16 protein-coding genes are annotated in these 18299 nt (G+C 45.0%); 11 read left to right on the top strand and 5 right to left on the bottom strand.

All coding sequences use genetic code 11. From position 1 onward, the window contains the following. Positions 1–352: 352 nt before the first annotated feature. The 4 genes from polA (at position 353) to QUA25_RS10830 (ending at position 7178) form a co-directional block, all read left to right on the top strand. Complete coding sequence (gene polA / locus QUA25_RS10845; protein WP_333037480.1) at positions 353–3460, top strand: DNA polymerase I; 3108 nt, start codon at positions 353–355, stop codon at positions 3458–3460. 11 nt (positions 3461–3471) lie between these two features. Beyond that, positions 3472–4044, top strand: coding sequence for a thermonuclease family protein (locus tag QUA25_RS10840; protein WP_333037479.1), 573 nt, complete (start codon positions 3472–3474; stop codon positions 4042–4044). Positions 4045–4575: 531 nt separating this feature from the next. After that, entirely contained in the window at positions 4576–5097 is a 522-nt protein-coding gene (locus tag QUA25_RS10835) for a hypothetical protein (protein ID WP_333037478.1), read from the top strand. A 365-nt stretch (positions 5098–5462) separates the two neighbouring features. Beyond that, positions 5463–7178 (top strand): HAMP domain-containing sensor histidine kinase, encoded by a 1716-nt coding sequence (locus tag QUA25_RS10830; protein WP_333037476.1) that lies wholly within the window; start codon positions 5463–5465, stop codon positions 7176–7178. A gap of 397 nt (positions 7179–7575) precedes the next feature. Here QUA25_RS10830 and QUA25_RS10825 read toward each other — a convergent pair whose 3' ends face one another. Beyond that, positions 7576–8268 (bottom strand): DUF2259 domain-containing protein, encoded by a 693-nt coding sequence (locus QUA25_RS10825; RefSeq protein ID WP_333037475.1) that lies wholly within the window; start codon positions 8266–8268, stop codon positions 7576–7578. A 204-nt stretch (positions 8269–8472) separates the two neighbouring features. Here QUA25_RS10825 and QUA25_RS10820 point away from each other — a divergent pair, with 204 nt between their 5' ends. Both QUA25_RS10820 and clpB read left to right on the top strand, forming a co-directional pair. Then, positions 8473–8673: a hypothetical protein gene (locus tag QUA25_RS10820; RefSeq protein WP_333037473.1), complete on the top strand. Its 201-nt coding sequence runs from the start codon at positions 8473–8475 to the stop codon at positions 8671–8673. 5 nt (positions 8674–8678) lie between these two features. Continuing rightward, entirely contained in the window at positions 8679–11294 is a 2616-nt protein-coding gene (clpB, locus tag QUA25_RS10815) for an ATP-dependent chaperone ClpB (protein WP_333037471.1), read from the top strand. 117 nt (positions 11295–11411) lie between these two features. Here the strand turns inward: clpB and QUA25_RS10810 are convergent, their stop codons facing one another. Together QUA25_RS10810 and QUA25_RS10805 are read right to left on the bottom strand one after the other, a co-directional pair. Then, positions 11412–11588, bottom strand: coding sequence for a ribbon-helix-helix domain-containing protein (locus QUA25_RS10810; RefSeq protein WP_096829277.1), 177 nt, complete (start codon positions 11586–11588; stop codon positions 11412–11414). A gap of 53 nt (positions 11589–11641) precedes the next feature. Then, positions 11642–11818: a ribbon-helix-helix domain-containing protein gene (locus tag QUA25_RS10805; protein ID WP_332979596.1), complete on the bottom strand. Its 177-nt coding sequence runs from the start codon at positions 11816–11818 to the stop codon at positions 11642–11644. Between the two features lie 197 nt (positions 11819–12015). On the opposite strand from QUA25_RS10805, the gene QUA25_RS10800 reads away from it, so the two are divergent. From QUA25_RS10800 to QUA25_RS10790, 3 genes are all read left to right on the top strand, one after another. Then, positions 12016–12246 (top strand): hypothetical protein, encoded by a 231-nt coding sequence (locus QUA25_RS10800; protein ID WP_333037467.1) that lies wholly within the window; start codon positions 12016–12018, stop codon positions 12244–12246. A 160-nt stretch (positions 12247–12406) separates the two neighbouring features. Then, positions 12407–13489 (top strand): DUF262 domain-containing protein, encoded by a 1083-nt coding sequence (locus tag QUA25_RS10795; RefSeq protein ID WP_333037465.1) that lies wholly within the window; start codon positions 12407–12409, stop codon positions 13487–13489. Positions 13490–13491: 2 nt separating this feature from the next. Next, a complete protein-coding gene (locus tag QUA25_RS10790) occupies positions 13492–14184 on the top strand; it encodes an MAE_28990/MAE_18760 family HEPN-like nuclease (protein WP_333037464.1) in 693 nt (230 codons plus the stop codon). A 91-nt stretch (positions 14185–14275) separates the two neighbouring features. Here QUA25_RS10790 and QUA25_RS10785 read toward each other — a convergent pair whose 3' ends face one another. Then, positions 14276–14938, bottom strand: coding sequence for a hypothetical protein (locus tag QUA25_RS10785; protein ID WP_333037463.1), 663 nt, complete (start codon positions 14936–14938; stop codon positions 14276–14278). Positions 14939–15176: 238 nt separating this feature from the next. After that, complete coding sequence (locus tag QUA25_RS10780) at positions 15177–16202, bottom strand: YihY/virulence factor BrkB family protein (protein ID WP_333037462.1); 1026 nt, start codon at positions 16200–16202, stop codon at positions 15177–15179. A 129-nt stretch (positions 16203–16331) separates the two neighbouring features. On the opposite strand from QUA25_RS10780, the gene QUA25_RS10775 reads away from it, so the two are divergent. Continuing rightward, positions 16332–16964: a hypothetical protein gene (locus QUA25_RS10775; protein WP_333037460.1), complete on the top strand. Its 633-nt coding sequence runs from the start codon at positions 16332–16334 to the stop codon at positions 16962–16964. A gap of 309 nt (positions 16965–17273) precedes the next feature. Continuing rightward, positions 17274–18260, top strand: coding sequence for a mechanosensitive ion channel family protein (locus tag QUA25_RS10770; protein WP_333037458.1), 987 nt, complete (start codon positions 17274–17276; stop codon positions 18258–18260). Positions 18261–18299: the final 39 nt, after the last annotated feature.

Here is an 18299-nt window from a genome sequence, read left to right as displayed (position 1 = left end):
CTTGTCCTAATTGCGGTACTCGTCATGACCGTGATGGTAACGCCGCAACAAACATTAGAGCGGAAGGCATCAGGATATTACAGACGGATGGAGCAGCCGTTTTTGCTAACGGAGGGGAAGTAAGACCAAAGATTGGACGCAAGTCTGTTCTGAGGCATTCCTCTGTGATGTTAGAAGCCCACACTATAATCGTTTCGATTTAGTGTGGGTAGTTCACCATCTTCTAGTATTCTCAGCCAAGCTGCACAGTAAGCCGAGATCCGATCGAGTGTCAAGCGTCCTCAAGTCTGCGGGCCATCCTTCCGGTCGATCAATGCCGACTGACAACTGAGTACAATGAGAAAATCCTTTCGTGCGATCGGTAACTGTGTCTGTGTCGGAAAATCAAGCTCCCATCTTCATCTTAGTTGACGGTCACTCCCTGGCCTTTCGCTCCTACTTCGCCTTTGCCAAAAGTCGAGACGGAGGCTTGCGAACGACAACAGGCATTCCCACCAGCGTCTGTTTTGGCTTTCTCAAGTCGCTGCTGGAAGTAATGGCGGCCCACGACCCCCAGTACATGGCGATCGCCTTTGACCTCGCCACACCCACATTTCGCCACGAAGCAGACGACACCTACAAAGCCGGTCGAGCCGAAACACCGGAAGATTTTAAGCCGGATATCAAAAACCTGCAAGAATTGCTCACCTATTTGAATTTACCTGCAATAACTGCTCCGGGCTACGAGGCAGACGATGTTTTGGGAACTTTGGCAAACAAAGCCAGCGCGGCGGGTTATCAGGTCAAAATCCTCACGGGCGATCGAGATTTGTTTCAATTAGTAGAAACCGACAAACAAATCAGCGTATTATATTTGAGTACCGATGAACTCAGGCGATCGGGCAAAGGCAAATCCCAAGAATACGGCCCGGAAGAAGTCAAAGCCAAACTCGGTATTTTGCCCGAACAAGTAGTAGATTACAAAGCTTTGTGCGGCGACAAATCCGACAACATCCCCGGAGTTAAAGGCATCGGCGACAAAACCGCACTGCAATTGCTGGAAGCTTACAATTCCCTCGATGGAATTTATGCTGCTATAGATGAAATTAAAGGCGCAACCAAGAAAAAGCTAGAAGAAGGCAAAGAAGCTGCTTACCATTCTCAACGCATGGCGACAATAGTCCAAGACGTGCCCTTAGAAATCAACTTAGAAGATTGCCAGCTTATAGGTTTTGACGAATCTGCCTTGATTCCCATGCTGGAAAAGTTGGAATTTAAAACATTTTTAAGCAAAGTAAAACAAATTCAAAAGCGTTTTGGCGGCGTTGAAGAAAAGGAAAAACCACAAGAAGAATCCTCGTTCCCAGGCTCTGCCCGGGAACGCATATCCAGAGGCTCTGCCTCGTCGGAAAACACCCTAGAACAGCCATTGGAGGGTGTAAAAGAGCCATTGGAGGGTGTAGAAAAGCCATTGGAACAGGGCGGGCCAGATGCCCACCCCACAATAGATAAGTCACCTCCAACTTCTGAAAGTTCAGAAGAAAATGCCTTATCCTTTTGGAGTCATGATGATACCAAAGCCGCTCAGCAACAGAAAAAACTGCCAATTAAACCCCGAATAATTCAAACAACCGAACAGTTAAACGAATTAGTCCAACTGCTGCAAACCTTCACCGACAAAGCCTCACCCGTGGCGTGGGATACCGAAACCACCGCCATCGAACCGCGAGACGCCGAATTAGTCGGAATTGGCTGCTGTTGGGGAACCGGCGAAGAGGATCTCGCTTACATTCCTACGGGACATAAAACGGGCAAAAACTTGGACAAAGCCACAGTTTTAAATGCTTTGCGTCCGATTTTGGAAAGCGAGAATTATCCGAAGGCGCTGCAAAATGCTAAGTTTGATCGATCGATCCTGCGCTGTCAGGGAATCAAACTAGCAGGAGTCGTCTTCGACACCATGCTAGCCAGTTACGTACTCAATCCCGAAACCAGCCACAGCCTCAGCGAACTGTCAAGGGAATACTTAGGCATTGTTGCCAAAACTTACAATGAATTAGTGCCGAAAAACCAAACAATTGCTGACATCAGTATTGTAAAAGTAGCAGACTACTGTGGCATGGATGTGTACACCACATTTCAGTTAGTAGGTAAACTTAAAGCAAAATTGAAGAAATTTGATGAATCTAGCTTTCCAGGAAAAACTTTAGAGGGGTTATTGCTGGAAGTAGAACAGCCCCTCGAACCAGTTTTAGCAGAAATGGAATATTGCGGAATTCGCATTGATTCAGAGTATCTGCAAGAACTATCGCAACAGCTAGAAAAGAGCTTAAAAGAAATAGAAGAAAAAACTTATCAAGCAGCGGGGCGAAAATTTAACTTAGGTTCCCCGAAACAACTCAGCGAAATCTTGTTAGAAAAAATCCCGGATGAGTTTCAGAAAAAGTCGCGAAAAACTAAGACGGGATACTCTACAGACGCCGCCGTATTGGATAAATTGCAAGGAGACCACCCGATTGTAGACGATTTATTAGAACACCGAACATTATCCAAGTTGAAATCAACTTATGTCGATGCTTTGCCACAGTTAGTGCGTGCGGATACCGGGCGAGTGCATACAGATTTCAACCAAGCTGCAACTGGTACGGGAAGGCTTTCTTCTTCCAATCCAAATTTACAAAATATTCCCATCCGCACCGAGTTTTCGCGGCAAATTCGCAAGGCTTTTTTACCGGAAGAAGGTTGGGTGATGGTGTCGGCTGACTATTCTCAAATTGAACTGCGAATTTTGGCTCATTTGAGTCAAGAACCTGTGTTAATTGAAGCTTATCAAAATAACCGAGATGTGCATACCGTAACGGCTCAACTGCTGTTTGAAAAAGAGGAAGTAACGCCGGACGAAAGACGGTTTGGCAAAACGATTAATTTTGGGGTAATTTACGGTATGGGGGCGATTAAGTTTGGTCGTTCGATGGGCAAAACTTCAGCAGACGGTAAAAAGTTTATTGAACGATTTAACCAGCGTTACAGTAAAGTTTTTGAATATTTGGAGAAAGTAAAAAAAGAGGCTATCGCCCTCGGATATGTTACCACAATTATAGGCCGCCGCCGCTATTTAAAATTCGAGAGCGAAAGCATCCTCGACTTAAAAGGCCGCAATCCCCAAGACATTCACTCCGATAGACTTAAATCTCTCAGCAGAGATGACGCCCAATCTTTGCGCGCTGCAGCCAACGCTCCCATTCAAGGCTCTAGTGCTGATATCATTAAACTTGCCATGATTGAAGTACACAAAATTTTGCAAAACTATCAGGCGCGGCTGCTGCTGCAAGTTCACGACGAATTAATATTTGAAGTACCTCCCGATGAATGGGAAGAATTGCAGCCGAAAATTAGAAGTGCGATGGAAAATGCTCTGCCACTTAGCGTACCGCTGATAGTTGACATCCACGCTGGGCAAAATTGGATGGAAACTAAATAAAACAAAGAAATATGAGCCAAATTAAAATCGCCATTTTCCCAAAAATAAAAACCTTAAGTGCAGTTGCTCTGCTATTGCTACTATTCGGGTGTCCACAAAAGTTAGCGCCCAACAACTATGCTGTCAAGCGAGTTAGCGACGGCGACACCCTTGTCGCTAGCGATGCCGCCGGGAAAGATATAAAAGTGCGTTTTGCCTGTGTAGATGCACCAGAAGTCGCGCACACAAATGCTGAGAAAAATAGCAAAGCAGCAGCAAAAAAAAATCAATTTAAGTGGGGAAATCTAGCGCAGCAAAGAATGCAGCAGCTAGTCAAACAAGGGGGCGGTCGCGTGGTTTTGACCGTCACCGATACTGACCGCTACGGCCGCAAAGTTAGCGAAGTTCGCTTGCCAAACGGCACATTTGCCCAAGAAGTTTTGACCCGCGAAGGATTAGCAATGGTTTATCGTCCTTACTTGAAAAATTGTCCGAGTGCAAGTGTTCTGGAACAAGCGGAAGCCGAAGCTAAGAAAAATCGCCGCGGCGTTTGGGGAGATTCTAAGTTTGTTCCCGCGTGGAAATTTCGGAACAGTGATAAATGATGGAAAGAAGGCCCTTCGACTTCGCGATCGGGTCAAAATAAGGAAAATGGTAGGAGTACGAGCTAATTATTGCCTTCGGAGTTTTGTTAGTCTAGTAGAGCCACAAGTTTCAACCGATTTGTATATTGACAGGGACAGGATGATGTTGTGGGCGGGGAGTCTGGGAACCTTTATCAGACATTTACAGTCTTGGACTGACTCAGGTTTTGTTAAACCCCGTCTCTACTATAAATCTTAGGTTTAGCTCCTCCGCATCGGCCCAGAAAACGGGTTTCTAGATACCGATGCCGATCGTCCTAATTTAGTACAATACAATCAGGACGAGGTTCTGCTCCTACGGTCTGCAATCTGTGGAGTTTCGGCGATAGCTGACGCCAGATTAATCTAAAACCAGACATGAGTTCGATCGCACTTTTCTCCGAGCTGTTTTTTCGGAAAAGTCAACAAATGTGATAGGCTCCAGATAAACTAATAGACTGCTGACAAAAGCGGTCTATTGCAATCACCCAAAATTAACTTTAAGGGACATCAATGAATTTCAAACATCTGGTTATTTCCGGCCTTGCCCTAATCCTCGGTACTGCAATTGTAGGAAATGCGATTGCTCAAGAACTGACCGACAACCAAAAAACGGTTATTTGTCGCTTGAAAACAGAAGTTGACCAGCGGAAAGGCAACGGTCAAAAATTAGTATTTGTGCCGTTGCTGGGCCAAGTTCGCAAGCAAGTTTCATCTCCTTTTAGAGCAACACTGCATCCTAATGTGGAGTATGTTTTTGTTGCCACTTGCGACGGAAATTGTCAGGATTTAAACTTATCTCTCAAGGATGCAAGCGGTCAGGAAATCGCTGTGAGTCAAAAAACAGGCGAACTGGCGTCAATCTCTTTTACTCCCCCATCCCAAGGCGAATATCAAATCACTGCTAAGCCTGGGGAATGCACGACGGCAGAGGGTTGCAGTTACGGCCTGGGAATCTTCGTTCCTGCAAGTGCGAGCGTACCTAATGCTTCAAGAATTCCTGCTGATATAGCACAATTTCGACTTTGCCAGTAGGGGAACAGCGATAGAGTTGTGGGTTGCGAGTAGAGTAGAGTTTTCAATCAGAAGTCTAACTCATAACTTGCAACTTATAACTCGCCACTTATATCGCAACCACGCCCGACGGTGAGTACGTTCTTAATTACTCACACCCTGCCTTTGACTGTTTCTTGCTTCTTGGTTCTTGGTTCTTGGTTCTTGGTTCTGCTATAATTTGTTACGCATAACTCCTCCAAACTGTCAAGCCGATCGAGCTGTGGAACCCTGCAAAGACCCAATAACTGCCGAAAGCTGGCCTGAAGCCAGAACTTTATTTACCCTCATGCAGGCATCAATTAGAATATAGATGGTGCCTCTCAAAGGTGACGAGTACATTGCCCATGTCTTTAACCTTAGCTTTGAAAAATCAACTGCAGAACCGTCCTCAAATAGGGTTGAAAAGTCTGTTGGGCCGCTTGGGTATCAGGCAGAAAATCGGCTGCGGATACGCCTTGGTCATTAGTATTGCCGTTTTGGGTGCTGTGGCGGGACGGGGAGTAGAATCCTATCACAAACAGCAAGTTAGAGAAAAACTAGCGATCGACCGAGATAAAGCGGAAATCCTGACAAACCTCAATAACACGGTGCAGGAAGTCAGAATTCAGCAGCAAGAACTGGCGAGTCTGACGGCCAAACCGCAAATTTTCGATCGCCAACGCTCGGAATTCCTGACTCGCGTTGCTCAGATGAGCGGCATCCTCGAACAACTGCAAACCTCGTCGCCGACGAAGAATCCCGAGATTGCCAAAGACTACCAACAGCTTCAACAGTTCGCTCAAGCCAACGGCAAAACTGTAGAATCATACTTTCAACAAGTACAAAAATTGTTGGCTGCTGCGAAACTATCTGCTTTGAATCCGAAGCAGCAGCAGGCTTTGGGGCGGAATTTGAACAATTTTGTGGCTGGCGAAACTGCTTTGAAACTCAAACAGTTTTCCGAGGATTCAGCCCAACTGGCCGTCAACTTTCGCGAGAAAGTAGACGAGGCATTGAGAACCTACGAAAATGCCGAAAAACTCGGAACTCTCATTCTCGTTGGCTCTCTCTTGATATCAGGTGCGATGGCAGCAATTCTAGCAGCATACACCAGCGGGGCGATCGCTCGCTCCTTAGAAGCCACCACCCTCATCGCTCAGCGAGTGACAGAAGAATCAAACTTTGACCTGCAAGTACCCGTCACTACTTCCGACGAAGTGGGAATGCTAGCAATTTCCCTCAACGAACTAATCCAGAGAGTAGGCGAATACACAGAAGAATTGCACGAAGCCAAAGTAGCCGCCGAAGCTGCCAACCGCTCGAAAAGTGCATTTCTCGCCAACATGAGCCACGAACTACGCACCCCCCTCAACGCCATCATTAACTACAGCGAAATGCTGCAAGAAGATGCTCAAGATTCTGGTTCAGAAGACTTTCTCCCGGACTTAGAAAAAATTCAAACTGCAGGCAAACACCTGCTGGATATGATTAGCGACATCCTCGACATTTCCAAAATAGAAGCCGGTCACGTCACCCTTTATTTGGAAAACTTCGACGTGGCGACCATGATTGAAGAAGTGATGACTACTGCTCAACCGCTAGTAGAAAAAAAAGGTAATGCTTTAGCACTGAAAACAAAAGGCGAACTCGGCACAATGTACGCCGATCAACCGAAAGTGCGACAAATTCTCCTTAATTTGCTCAGCAACGCTGCCAAATTTACCGAAAAAGGCGTCATTACTATCGGCGTCGAAAGAATGAAAATTGAAAAATCTAGATCGGCGAAACCAAATAAAAATAATGATTTTCAGTCGGGTTCAAACTACACTTCTCAAGTTTTAATGTTTCGAGTCAGCGACACCGGCATCGGCATGACGGACGAGCAATTAGAGCAGATATTTAAACCTTTTACCCAAGCTGATGCTTCGACTACCCGCAAGTACGGAGGCACGGGTTTGGGATTGACAATTAGCCAGCGTTTATGTCAAATTCTCGGCGGCGAAATTAGCGTTGAAAGCGAAGACGGTAAAGGTTCAACTTTTATTGTCAGTCTCCCGGAACGGGTGGTGATGCAGGCATGAAGTCAGGCAAAATATGGATTTTGACACCGATACACGGATTAATTATTGAGCATTAGTCAATAGTCAGGAGGCAGATGTTCAAGGAAAAAGAAAGAGGGAGGAAGGAAGAGGGAAATTTTAAAATGTATTGATATATCAATTATCGGCGTTGCTGAATACAGGTATGAATTCAAGATTTCCCAATTGCTCTAAGCCAAGTTGGGTGAGTTTTGTAACTTCAATCGAAAAGGTGATTCATACCCTGATTAAGAAACGCCCAATTATCAAAATAAAGAATAATTAACAACCCGGACTAACGCATAGACTCTATCTGTAGGTCCACCGTGTGCACCTTACATATAGGGGTTATGCGTTAGTTTTGATAATTCCCCGGTCAAAACCTGGGAATATAGCAAGCCTACAGAACAAAGCCTTGTACAACAGTAGTTTTCAAGACTCCTTCAAAAGTGCGTTCTGTCTTGTCCAACAGGACAACGACATTGCGCCCGTTCGGAGACAAACGAACTTCTCGGATTGAATAAGAGAACACCCAATCTTGAAAATTGTTCAGGTTTCCGAGGACACGCTGCCGACCGTTATGATTAATTACAAGACGCATTGCCGCGCTTTCTTTGCCAGGAGGAGTAGTTTTTTGCCGCTGTTCCAGGCGAATTTGTAAAAGCTTTGCTGTATTGACTTTGACGGCGACTGTCTCGCTTCCATTGGCTCCGGGAGTACGAGAAATAATGTTGAGTTTAGTTCCAGCTTGAGGAGGAGTTAACTTCAAAGTTTGCCTGTTATTCCAACTTTTTTGAAGCAAGTCATCTTCTGCCATTTTAGTGCTTTTATTCGAGTCTGGCTCGCCATATTTAGTTTGGATACACCCATTTTTGATGCAGGAATTTGCAGCAACTTGGACAATTTGCAATTTTGCTTTGGGAATTCCCGCTCCTGTATCTCTGGAACTTTCTAGATACAAGTAGTAATTGCTGTCGGCTGAAAAACCAGACATTCGGTGTGCGGCACGCCAGGTACTTGCCAAAGCTTCAGGGGCTAGTGCGATCGCGGCACTTGCTATAATACCTAGCGAAATTAAAGGTAAAATTTTCATAGCTATATTTTCCAGGTGTGAGAGTTATAGCGGCTGTTATTGATGAGTAAAACAATAACGCTTTGGGTTTAGCTATAGGACTGTGACGCTTCTCAAGTCCTCTCTCCTATTTACATGAGTGTTTCTCCATTTTCCGCAGCAGGAGACTGTTTAAGAATATGCCGTTTTTTCAAGTGGCACTAGAAAGCATTTTTAAGGTGAGAGTTGCTTTTATCGAAGAGTGCAACTTTTAGGGGCGACAGTTTGCTTTTGGCTGCCAGAAACTGCGACAAAGGACGGAAATACCTATCTACAGATAGGGGAACACCGATCCGATCGCCCTCCGTAACTCCCTACAATGACAATTGTACGGGCGATCGAGCAATTGCCTCTACAGCAGCCATCATTTTTAATGCAGGGAATTAAAATTTATGCAACCGAATAATCCAAACCAATTTACCGAAAAAGCCTGGGAAGCCCTCGCCCGCACCCCCGAAATCGTCAAAGCAGCCCAGCAGCAGCAGCTAGAAAGCGAACACTTAATGAAAGCTTTGCTGGAACAAGAATCAGGGCTTGCTAGCAGCTTATTTAACAAAGCGGGAGTTTCTGTAGCAAAATTGCGCGATCGCACTGATGAGTTTATCAGTCGTCAGCCGAAAATCACTGGAAGCGGCGGCAACGTTTATCTAGGTCGTTCTCTCGACACTTTGCTCGATCGCGCCGAAACTTATCGCAAAGACTACGGCGATGAATTTATTTCGATCGAGCATTTGATACTAGGTTACGTTAAGGACGATCGTTTCGGCAAAAATCTGCTGCAAGAATTTAAACTAGATGAAGCCAAGCTCAAAGATATCATTACCCAAGTCCGAGGGAAGAACAAAGTGACCGATCAAAATCCAGAAGGCAAATACGAAGCGCTGGAAAAATACGGCCGAGATTTGACAGAAGCCGCGCGTCAAGGCAAACTCGATCCGGTAATCGGACGGGATGACGAAATCCGCCGCACGATTCAAATTTTGAGCCGTCGCACCAAAAATAATCCGGTATTGATTGGGGAACCGGGAGTCGGCAAAACTGCGATCGCCGAAGGACTCGCCCAGCGAATTATCACCGGAGATGTGCCGCAATCTCTCAAAGACAGACAATTAATTAGCCTAGATATGGGCGCGTTAATTGCCGGCGCAAAATTCCGGGGAGAATTTGAAGAACGCTTGAAAGCGGTGCTCAAAGAAGTTACCGACAGCAACGGCAAAGTCATCTTATTTATCGATGAAATTCACACCGTTGTCGGTGCTGGCGCAACTCAAGGCTCGATGGATGCCGGTAACTTACTGAAACCCATGTTAGCTAGGGGAGAATTGCGCTGTATCGGCGCTACAACTCTCGACGAATACCGCAAGTACCTCGAAAAAGATGCGGCACTAGAACGCCGTTTTCAACAAGTTTATGTTGACCAACCGACAGTTGAAGATACTGTCTCGATTTTGCGGGGCTTGAAAGAACGGTATGAAGTTCACCACGGCGTTAAAATTTCTGACAGCGCCCTAGTGGCGGCGGCTACTTTGTCTACTCGATATATTAGCGATCGCTTCCTTCCAGACAAAGCCATTGACTTAGTGGACGAAGCAGCGGCTAAACTCAAAATGGAGATTACCTCCAAGCCGGAAGAACTAGACGAAATTGACCGCAGGATTTTGCAGCTAGAAATGGAAAGACTGTCTCTTCAAAAAGAAAGCAATGCGGCTTCGATCGAACGTTTGGAAAGACTGGAAAAAGACTTAGCAAACCTCAAGGAACAGCAAAGCGCTTTGAATGCCCAGTGGCAATCGGAAAAAGGTGTCATCGGCAGCATTCAAAAGATTAAAGAACAGATTGATAAGGTGAATATTGAAATTCAGCAAGCTGAATTAAAATATGACCTGAACCGTGCTGCTGAGTTGAAATATAGCAAGTTAACCGAATTGCAAAAACAACTGCAAGAAGCTGAATCTCAACTGTCAGCAACTCAAACCACAGGTAAAACTTTGCTGCGAGAAGAAGTCACAGAAGGTGACATTGCCGAGATTATTTCCAAGTGGACGGGAATTCCGATTAGCAAGTTGGTTGAATCGGAAATGCAGAAACTTCTGCACTTGGAAGATGAACTGCACAAGCGGGTAATCGGACAGGATGAAGCGGTGACGGCCGTTGCAGATGCAATTCAGCGATCGCGCGCAGGTTTAGCCGATCCCAATCGTCCGGTTGCGAGTTTTATCTTCCTCGGCCCCACGGGTGTTGGTAAAACTGAGTTGGCGAAAGCATTAGCGGCTTATCTGTTCGACACGGAAGAAGCGATCGTCCGAATTGATATGTCGGAATACATGGAAAAACACGCTGTTTCGCGGTTAATTGGTGCGCCTCCGGGATACGTTGGCTACGATGAAGGTGGACAATTAACTGAGGCTGTGCGCCGCCGTCCTTACTCGGTGATTCTATTCGATGAAATCGAGAAAGCGCACCCGGATGTATTCAACATCATGCTGCAAATTCTGGATGACGGCCGCGTTACCGATGCTCAAGGTCACACGGTAGACTTTAAGAATTCTGTGATTATTATGACATCGAATGTCGGCTCTCAATACATCTTAGATGTGGCCGGAGATAACGAACAAATGCGGAGTCGGGTGATGGAAGCGATGCGGGGAACTTTCCGCCCGGAATTCTTGAACCGGATTGATGAGATGATTATCTTCCACGGTTTGAGTAAGACGGAACTGCGGCAGATTGTGCTGTTGCAAGTGAAGCGGTTGGAAAAACGGTTAGCCGATCGCAAAATGTCTCTGAAATTGTCGGAATCTGCGATCGATTTCTTAGCAGAAATTGGTTACGATCCGGTTTACGGTGCGCGGCCATTGAAGCGGGGAATTCAACGCGAGTTGGAAACGCAAATGGCGAAGGGTATTTTGCGGGGAGATTTTGCTGACGGCGATACCATTTTTGTGGATATCGAGAATGAAAGGTTGGCGTTTAAGCGGCTGCCGGCTCAGTTGGTGACTGCGAAATAATTTGAGTAGGGTGGGCTGCGGCCCACCTTATTTTTTTGAGGCGATGGTTCTTTTTTTGACCGCAGATGTAGGCGGATGGACGCGGATGGACGCGGATAGGATTGCGGGCGATCGTTCTTAAGGGCGATCGCTTTCTGATTTATCTTTTTTCTGTTCTTGGCGTTCTCTAACAGATTTAGTCAGCAGGTACGTTGCCAAACTGCTAACGGATCTGCTGTCTTCTTCTGCCCATTCTTCCAGAGCTTTTTGAATTTCCTCTGGTAGGTATGCGGTAACTCTTCCCCGTGAAGCCATTTGTTGCACTGCAAAACATTTCAACACAGTCCATCTTACGCCGTTGCCATCGCTTAAGGGCGATCGCTCCGAGATTCTTCATTTTTCTGCTCTTGGCGATCTCTAACTGCTTTAGCTGCGACATGGGAGAGCAAGTTCGCGAGGGTTCTATCTTCCTCTTCGGCCCATTCAGACAAGGCTTGATGAACGTCTTCGGGCAGTGTAACTGTAACTCGCATTCGTGAAGGCATAGGTGGGCACGGTTTTACTTCAATTGTCTTTAATTTTACACTCTAACATCATTTTATGTCATTTGCATCTTATAACATCAAATGATGCTATAAGTGTATATAGGGTTCAGACCCTAAAAAGTCAGAAGCCAGCCCCTTACTGTCCAAGGTTCCGGGCTGGCTCTGGCTCCAAAAATATCAATGGAGTGTATTCAATTATGACTTATAAAGACCGCTTGTGCTGTTGGGCGATCGCCCGTCTGTTACCCACTCAGCAATGGATTATTGTTGCCCGCTGCCGCTGTCGTTCAGATGCAGACGGGCATTTTCAGTTTCTGCGACAAACTATACCTCACGTTAAGTTTGAGGTTGTGTTCGATCGCAGTGGGGAAAGTCACCGTTTATCGGCGTTGGGCCGCCCTTCCAATCCCGTCACCAGCGCGTTATAAATGGTAATTTTCGCGGCGGTTTCAGTTAACTAAACATTGGCGATCGCACTTTTTTTGATAAGTGCGATCGCTTTTACGAAGTAAGTCCCAAATTTTTATGGTAAAATCATAGTACCGATAAGTCTATTCACTCCGCAATATCCGATTATTATTTAATAATATGCGATCGAAACTAGAAATTACCGAGCAACACAAAAAGGTTGATGCTGCTGAAGCCGAAATCCGCGACAAGCAGCAGCTAGTTAATTACGATACCAAACAGTATCCAGTCGAAATAGTCGTTCAAAAATATATGGAAGGAAAGGATGATGATACCAATGAGTTGTTTATCCCCGACTACCAAAGTGACATGGCTTGGGATGAAGCAAGGCAGTCAAAATTCATTGAATCTATAATTTTAGGTCTGCCAATACCTTCTATTTTTGTTGCTGAGATATATGATGACGACAACGGTGAACCCCGTTTAGAAATAATAGATGGTACACAACGCATTCGGACTCTAACTAGATTTATAAATAACGAATTAACCTTGACCGACTTAAAGAAAATACAGAGTTTAAATGGATTTAAATTTGCTGATTTGCCCCTTGCCCGTCAGAGGCGCTTCAACCGCACTACACTTCGGATGATTCTACTAACTGAAGGTACAAATGAGGAAGTGCGAAGAGATATATTTGAACGCATTAATACAGGTAGCATCGATCTAAACGAGATGGAAAAGCGCAGAGGCATACTGCCCGGCCAGTTTCTCGAACTGATTGAGGAACTATCGAAACATGACAAGTTCCGCAAATTATGCGCTTTTTCTGAGTCTGCTATTCGCAGCCGCGAACCGCAAGAATTTGTGTTGCGTTTTTTTTCATTTTTAAATAACTATGATAATTTTAATAGTAACATAAACATATTCCTTGATGAGTATCTGAAGCAAGTAAATGCAGATCCGAAATTCGAGCGCGAAAAAATGCGGGCAGAATTCGAGTCAATGCTAAATTTTGTAGAAAAATATTTTCCTCAAGGATTTCGCCAAGGTAAAAATGGCGCGAGAACAACAACTCGGATTAAATTCGAGTCTCTGGCTGTCGGCGTTGCTCTTGCTTTGAGAAAAACCAGCAATCTTGAGCCAAAGTCAACAGAATTGCTCAATTCACAACAATTTAAGGATCTCACAAAATCTGATGCTAGCAGTTCTAAAAATAAAGTAGTTTCACGCATTGAATATGTCCGCGAGCGACTGCTAGGCTAAAGATGAATACTGTACTCTTAGATTTCAATACACGCGCTCAAGAGGTAGATGATTACTTCATCTTTTTACATGGCTTAATCAAACAAACCACTAAGTTAGCTGTCGCCGATCGTGCTGGACAATATCAAATACAAAGTCTTAATCCTGACTTGGCAAATACTCTAAAAGCCAATGGCTTTTTGTTATTGTATAACTTAGTTGAATCGACAATGCGAAATGCCATTGAAGCCATATTTGATGAGTTTAAAAATCAAGCAATATCCTTCGATCAACTCAAACCAGAAATCAAAATGATTGTTATTCAAAATCTTAAAAACCGTTCTCCTAAGAAAATTCATTTACAAATCAACCAAATATCTATAGACATCATCACAGCTACATTTGAACGCGAAGAACTATTTTCAGGGAATGTGGATGCTAGGTTGATTAAAGAAATAGCCGAAAAATACGGTTTTTCATATCAAACAGACTTTGCTAAGACAAAGAACGGGCAAAACCTTGTAGTTATTAAACGCAACAGGAATGACTTAGCGCACGGGATTAAGTCTTTTGAGGAAGTGGGGCGAGATCAGACTATTGAGGAACTTTTAGAGATTAAGGAGGAAGTCATAGAATACCTACGTCAAATACTGGAGAATATTAAAACTTATCTTGACAATCAAGAGTATTTGGATGTAACTACAGGTACTCCATAATTTTAGGCTAAGAAACCGGGTTTCTCTGATAATTTAGGTTGGATGGCGAGATATCTCGGAAGAAACCCGGTTTCTGGGAATGATGCGAAGGCTACTTCCGCACCATCACCGACTTAATTACAGCATTCGCGTGATACTTATTAGTCTGATAAAATCCCCCTTGACCAGCGCCATAAACTCCCCCAAATTGTTTGCCTTCAGCCTTGGGAACAAACATAATGTTTCTAGTAGGTTGCTTGGCAAATACAACCCCTTCTCTCATTTCATTATCCACGTTATAAGATAAAGTCGCTTTGCCGTAAATTGCCTCGGCTTGTTTCAGAGTCATTCCTGGCCCGACGCCCTGAACAGTTTTATAATTAGAATTCTCAGTCATCAAAAGTTCAATGACATCGGAATCTTTCAGCTTTGTACCCGCAGCGTAGATAATCCGATATTGCACTTTTCCCGACTGGCTGACAGCCACAGCATCAAAGTCTACCATAAAAGGAGACTGAACTTTAAACAGTGCCGTGGAGCCCAAAGCCTTTTTCAATTGTCCGAAAGTCATCCCCACCTTCGCCGCTCCAATTGTGCGATCGGAAATTGTTAAACTTGCAGCAGGTGTTTTTTGAGCAGCATTTGCCGCTTCTGCCAGCGCATTTGTAGCCCCAGGCGTAACAGCGGAACCCGGAACTGAAATTAAAGTGAGGTAACTGCCGATCGCCAGCAAAGCAGCTATCATTGATCCAGACAAAACTTTAACATTCAACATGACTAATTCTCCTAGATTTCAAATGCGACTATCTACCCGTATCTTTTTGGCTATCCTGGGCCTCACCCTCCTAGTTTGGATTCTCAGAGGTGTTGGGATATTGACATTCATTCCCGGTGGTGTTATCTGGATACTGATTTTGTTGTCTTTTGTTGCGGGTATCCTCAGCACTTTACTCCGTCGGTAAGCCAGCATCCGGCAAATAACAAATAAGAATTAACACTTAAAAGTTAACAAATTATTTTAATTTGGATTGTTTCATTGCCTTTCCCACTGTCACATTGAACTGAGCGCCGATCAGCATCACCAAAGAAGAAAGATCGAGCCACAGCAGCAACACAATAAAAGTTCCGATCGTGCCGTAAGTCCAACTGTAATTGCCCAAATGCAAAACATAAAACCGAAATAAAGCTGAAAATAGTGCCCACAAAATAGCTGCAAAAACAGCTCCCGACAAAATAGGAATATCTGGTTGACGGCGGCTCGGCCCGTAGCGGTAAATAAAGGCAAAGGCAAGTGAGACAATTCCTAAAGAAATCGGCCACCGCCACAGCCGCCAAACACCTAATAGTTCCGACTCCAAAGGGCAATTGTCGGCGGGGAGCAAGCAGTTTTGGACATCTTTTAAATCGCAGTTGGCGACGGACTCCAGCAGGCAACTCTGGCGGGCAACAGCTTGCACAATTAAGTCGCTGAGAAATACAGCTCCCGATGCTAGAATTAACAGCACAATTGTGCCGACACTCAGCGCCAAAGAAATAAGTTTTGCTTTCCAAAATGGTCGAGTTCGATCGCTAGGGATTTCATGGATGCGATCGAGTGCAGCCATCGCCGCGCTCATTACTCCAGAAAATGCCCAAATCGAGGCAAGAAAGCTCACCGAAAACAGCCCTTTATTGCGAGTTAACAGAATTTCTTTGATTAAGCCACCAATCAACTTCCGCACGTCATCGGGTATAACTTCGCCCAAAAGACGGGCGATTTGATAAAGTGTTGACTGCAAAGGTTCAAAGAGGGCGATCGCAGATAAGATAGCCAACAGCCCCGGAAACAGCGCCAGCATAGAATTGTAGGCCATTTCTGCAGACAGCCCCGGCAAGCGCTGCTCTCCCGCCTTCGCGCCGACTTCCTTGAGCGTGCCCCAAGTCAAACACCGACAAAACAGCCAAAAACCCCCAAATTTCCGTTTGAGAGCTCGAAGCAGCCTCAAAAATGCCTTAAACAAAGCTAAAATCAGGTAGCGCAACCAGTAAAAAATGTTCATAGCGCACAGGAGACGGGGAACTAGAAAATGGAAAATGAATGCAGGACGATCGCGCAACTGGAAATAAGGAGCGTTACTTAATTAAGCCATTGCTAATTTAAAATCTAAAATCTAAAATCTAAAATCAATATGGCTCAGGATGTCAGACAGTGGTTAGATGAAATCAAGCGGCTGCAACAGCAGTTAACAGAAGTTTCGCGCGATCGAGATGAGGCCGGTGAAAGTGCGGCTCAGTGGCGCCAACTTTACAATACCGAAGCCGAGCAGCGGCGGAATGATGCCAAATTAACTCAGCAAATCATCGCTTCTCTGGAAGCACAAATAGAGCAGTTACAAAATTTTTCCCCCATTGTGCCCCAAGGTGATGATGCTGGGGTGGCTCGCCAGCAGGAAATCGCACAACTGCAAACAGTAGGCGAACTTAAAGCTAAGTTAGCAGAAGTTCTCGAAGAGCGCGATCGGGCGATCGAACAAGTTAAACAACTCACTCAAGCCCTCAAACAAGAAGAAGCCCGTCACGCCGAAACTAGCAAAAATTTAACTAGCGCCCTCGGAGATGCCGTTGACTTGCTCACGAAAGCCCAAAATCCTGCCCCTGCAAAAACCGAGACAGTATATTCTTTGGAAATAGTACCTACTCGCACTGCAAATCCTGGCGAAACTGCTCTGGAAATCCGCCAAACTTCCGCCCCAGGCAAAAATCCCGCCCAGCTTCCACCTTCTAAAAATCAGTTACTCGATTTACCGCCGTTTGGGAATTAGGAGTTAAAAATTCAGCAAGTGCCAGCATGGCGATTACCATCGGCAGGTGGAATTTAGTCAGGGATTCCTTGTTTTTGTTTTTCCTGAAATTAAGCGGCATTAATTCATCGGCTTCTTTATTATTCCGCACCAACAGAGGGTTTACTAATCGATGTAACTGTACGAGATGCCAACATATAATCCGCATTCAAAATTTTGAAAACTGCCAAAAAATCTGCCTCGCGTCGTACCAATCTACAGTCTTTAGATAGAACTTAATCGAGCTAAATTTTACTACTATCGACAACGACTGATCGGCGAGGAAACTTCATGAAGGCAGAGATATCCATAGTCTGGAAAAAGATTCAGAGCATGATCGACAGCTTTATGATCATGCTGCCTAATATTGTGCTGGCGTTAATTGTCTTTGCAATTTTTTACTTTGTGGGTAGGCAAATTAAGAGAGTAGTCAGGCGAGTTACCCGCCACCACCACCAAGCTCGAAATTTGGGGCTGGTGTTAGGACGGTTAGCCCAGAGTGCGATCGTTCTAGTTGGTCTATTTATTTCTCTTTCGATTGTAATTCCCACATTAAAAGCTGGCGATTTGGTGCAACTGCTGGGAATTAGCGGGGTGGCGATTGGTTTTGCCTTTCGCGATATCTTGCAAAACTTCTTAGCCGGTATCTTAATTCTGTTGACGGAACCGTTCCGAATCGATGACCAGATTGTGTTTAAAAACTTTGAGGGAACGGTAGAAAATATTGAGACGCGCGCTACAACAATCTTAACCTATGATGGTCGCCGGATTGTCATTCCAAATGCCGAATTGTTTACGAATTCGGTGACAGTGAATACCGCTTTCGATAAACGCCGCACAGAATACGATTTTAGTATTGGTTACGGCGACGATATTGATTGCGCCAAGCAGTTAATGCTGGAAGCATTGTACAGCGTAAAGGAGGTGTTGAAAGATCCTGCACCCGATGTGCTGGTGCTTGAGCTAGCAGAAAGTACCGTCAAGATCCGCGTTCGGTGGTGGATTGCTCCGCCGCGCCGAATTGACGATATGCGATCGCGCGACAAGGTAATTTGTGCTGTTAAAAAAAAGCTTGTGGAAAACGGCATCGATTTGCCTTATCCCACGCGACAAATTTTGTTTCACGACCAAACCGAAGAAACCGATGGCGATCGCTCCCAGCAGCGCGAAGGATGGCCCGCTGGTAAAAGTAAAGTTCCGAAACCTCGCAGTATTGGCGACTCTTTAGGAAAACAGGCTCTTGGGCGATCGCAACAAGACGACAACGGAAAATCTTAACAGCATCACCAGTCATGAAAAATGTCAAGTGGAGCAAAC

Source organism: Microcoleus sp. Pol17C6 (assembly GCF_036701145.1).
Lineage (GTDB): Bacteria > Cyanobacteriota > Cyanobacteriia > Cyanobacteriales > Microcoleaceae > Microcoleus.
The sequence above is the reverse complement of the archived record's forward strand: the minus strand, read 5'-3'. Positions and strand labels throughout refer to the sequence as shown.

Coding starts and splice junctions, on each gene's coding strand:
- QUA25_RS10840 (WP_333037479.1), top strand. CDS start 3,472: ATGAGCCAAATTAAAATCGCCATTTTCCCAAAAATAAAAACCTTAAGT.
- QUA25_RS10835 (WP_333037478.1), top strand. CDS start 4,576: ATGAATTTCAAACATCTGGTTATTTCCGGCCTTGCCCTAATCCTCGGT.
- QUA25_RS10830 (WP_333037476.1), top strand. CDS start 5,463: ATGTCTTTAACCTTAGCTTTGAAAAATCAACTGCAGAACCGTCCTCAA.
- QUA25_RS10825 (WP_333037475.1), bottom strand. CDS start 8,268: ATGAAAATTTTACCTTTAATTTCGCTAGGTATTATAGCAAGTGCCGCG.
- clpB (WP_333037471.1), top strand. CDS start 8,679: ATGCAACCGAATAATCCAAACCAATTTACCGAAAAAGCCTGGGAAGCC.
- QUA25_RS10810 (WP_096829277.1), bottom strand. CDS start 11,588: ATGGCTTCACGGGGAAGAGTTACCGCATACCTACCAGAGGAAATTCAA.
- QUA25_RS10805 (WP_332979596.1), bottom strand. CDS start 11,818: ATGCCTTCACGAATGCGAGTTACAGTTACACTGCCCGAAGACGTTCAT.
- QUA25_RS10800 (WP_333037467.1), top strand. CDS start 12,016: ATGACTTATAAAGACCGCTTGTGCTGTTGGGCGATCGCCCGTCTGTTA.
- QUA25_RS10795 (WP_333037465.1), top strand. CDS start 12,407: ATGCGATCGAAACTAGAAATTACCGAGCAACACAAAAAGGTTGATGCT.
- QUA25_RS10790 (WP_333037464.1), top strand. CDS start 13,492: ATGAATACTGTACTCTTAGATTTCAATACACGCGCTCAAGAGGTAGAT.
- QUA25_RS10785 (WP_333037463.1), bottom strand. CDS start 14,938: ATGTTGAATGTTAAAGTTTTGTCTGGATCAATGATAGCTGCTTTGCTG.
- QUA25_RS10780 (WP_333037462.1), bottom strand. CDS start 16,202: ATGAACATTTTTTACTGGTTGCGCTACCTGATTTTAGCTTTGTTTAAG.
- QUA25_RS10775 (WP_333037460.1), top strand. CDS start 16,332: ATGGCTCAGGATGTCAGACAGTGGTTAGATGAAATCAAGCGGCTGCAA.
- QUA25_RS10770 (WP_333037458.1), top strand. CDS start 17,274: ATGAAGGCAGAGATATCCATAGTCTGGAAAAAGATTCAGAGCATGATC.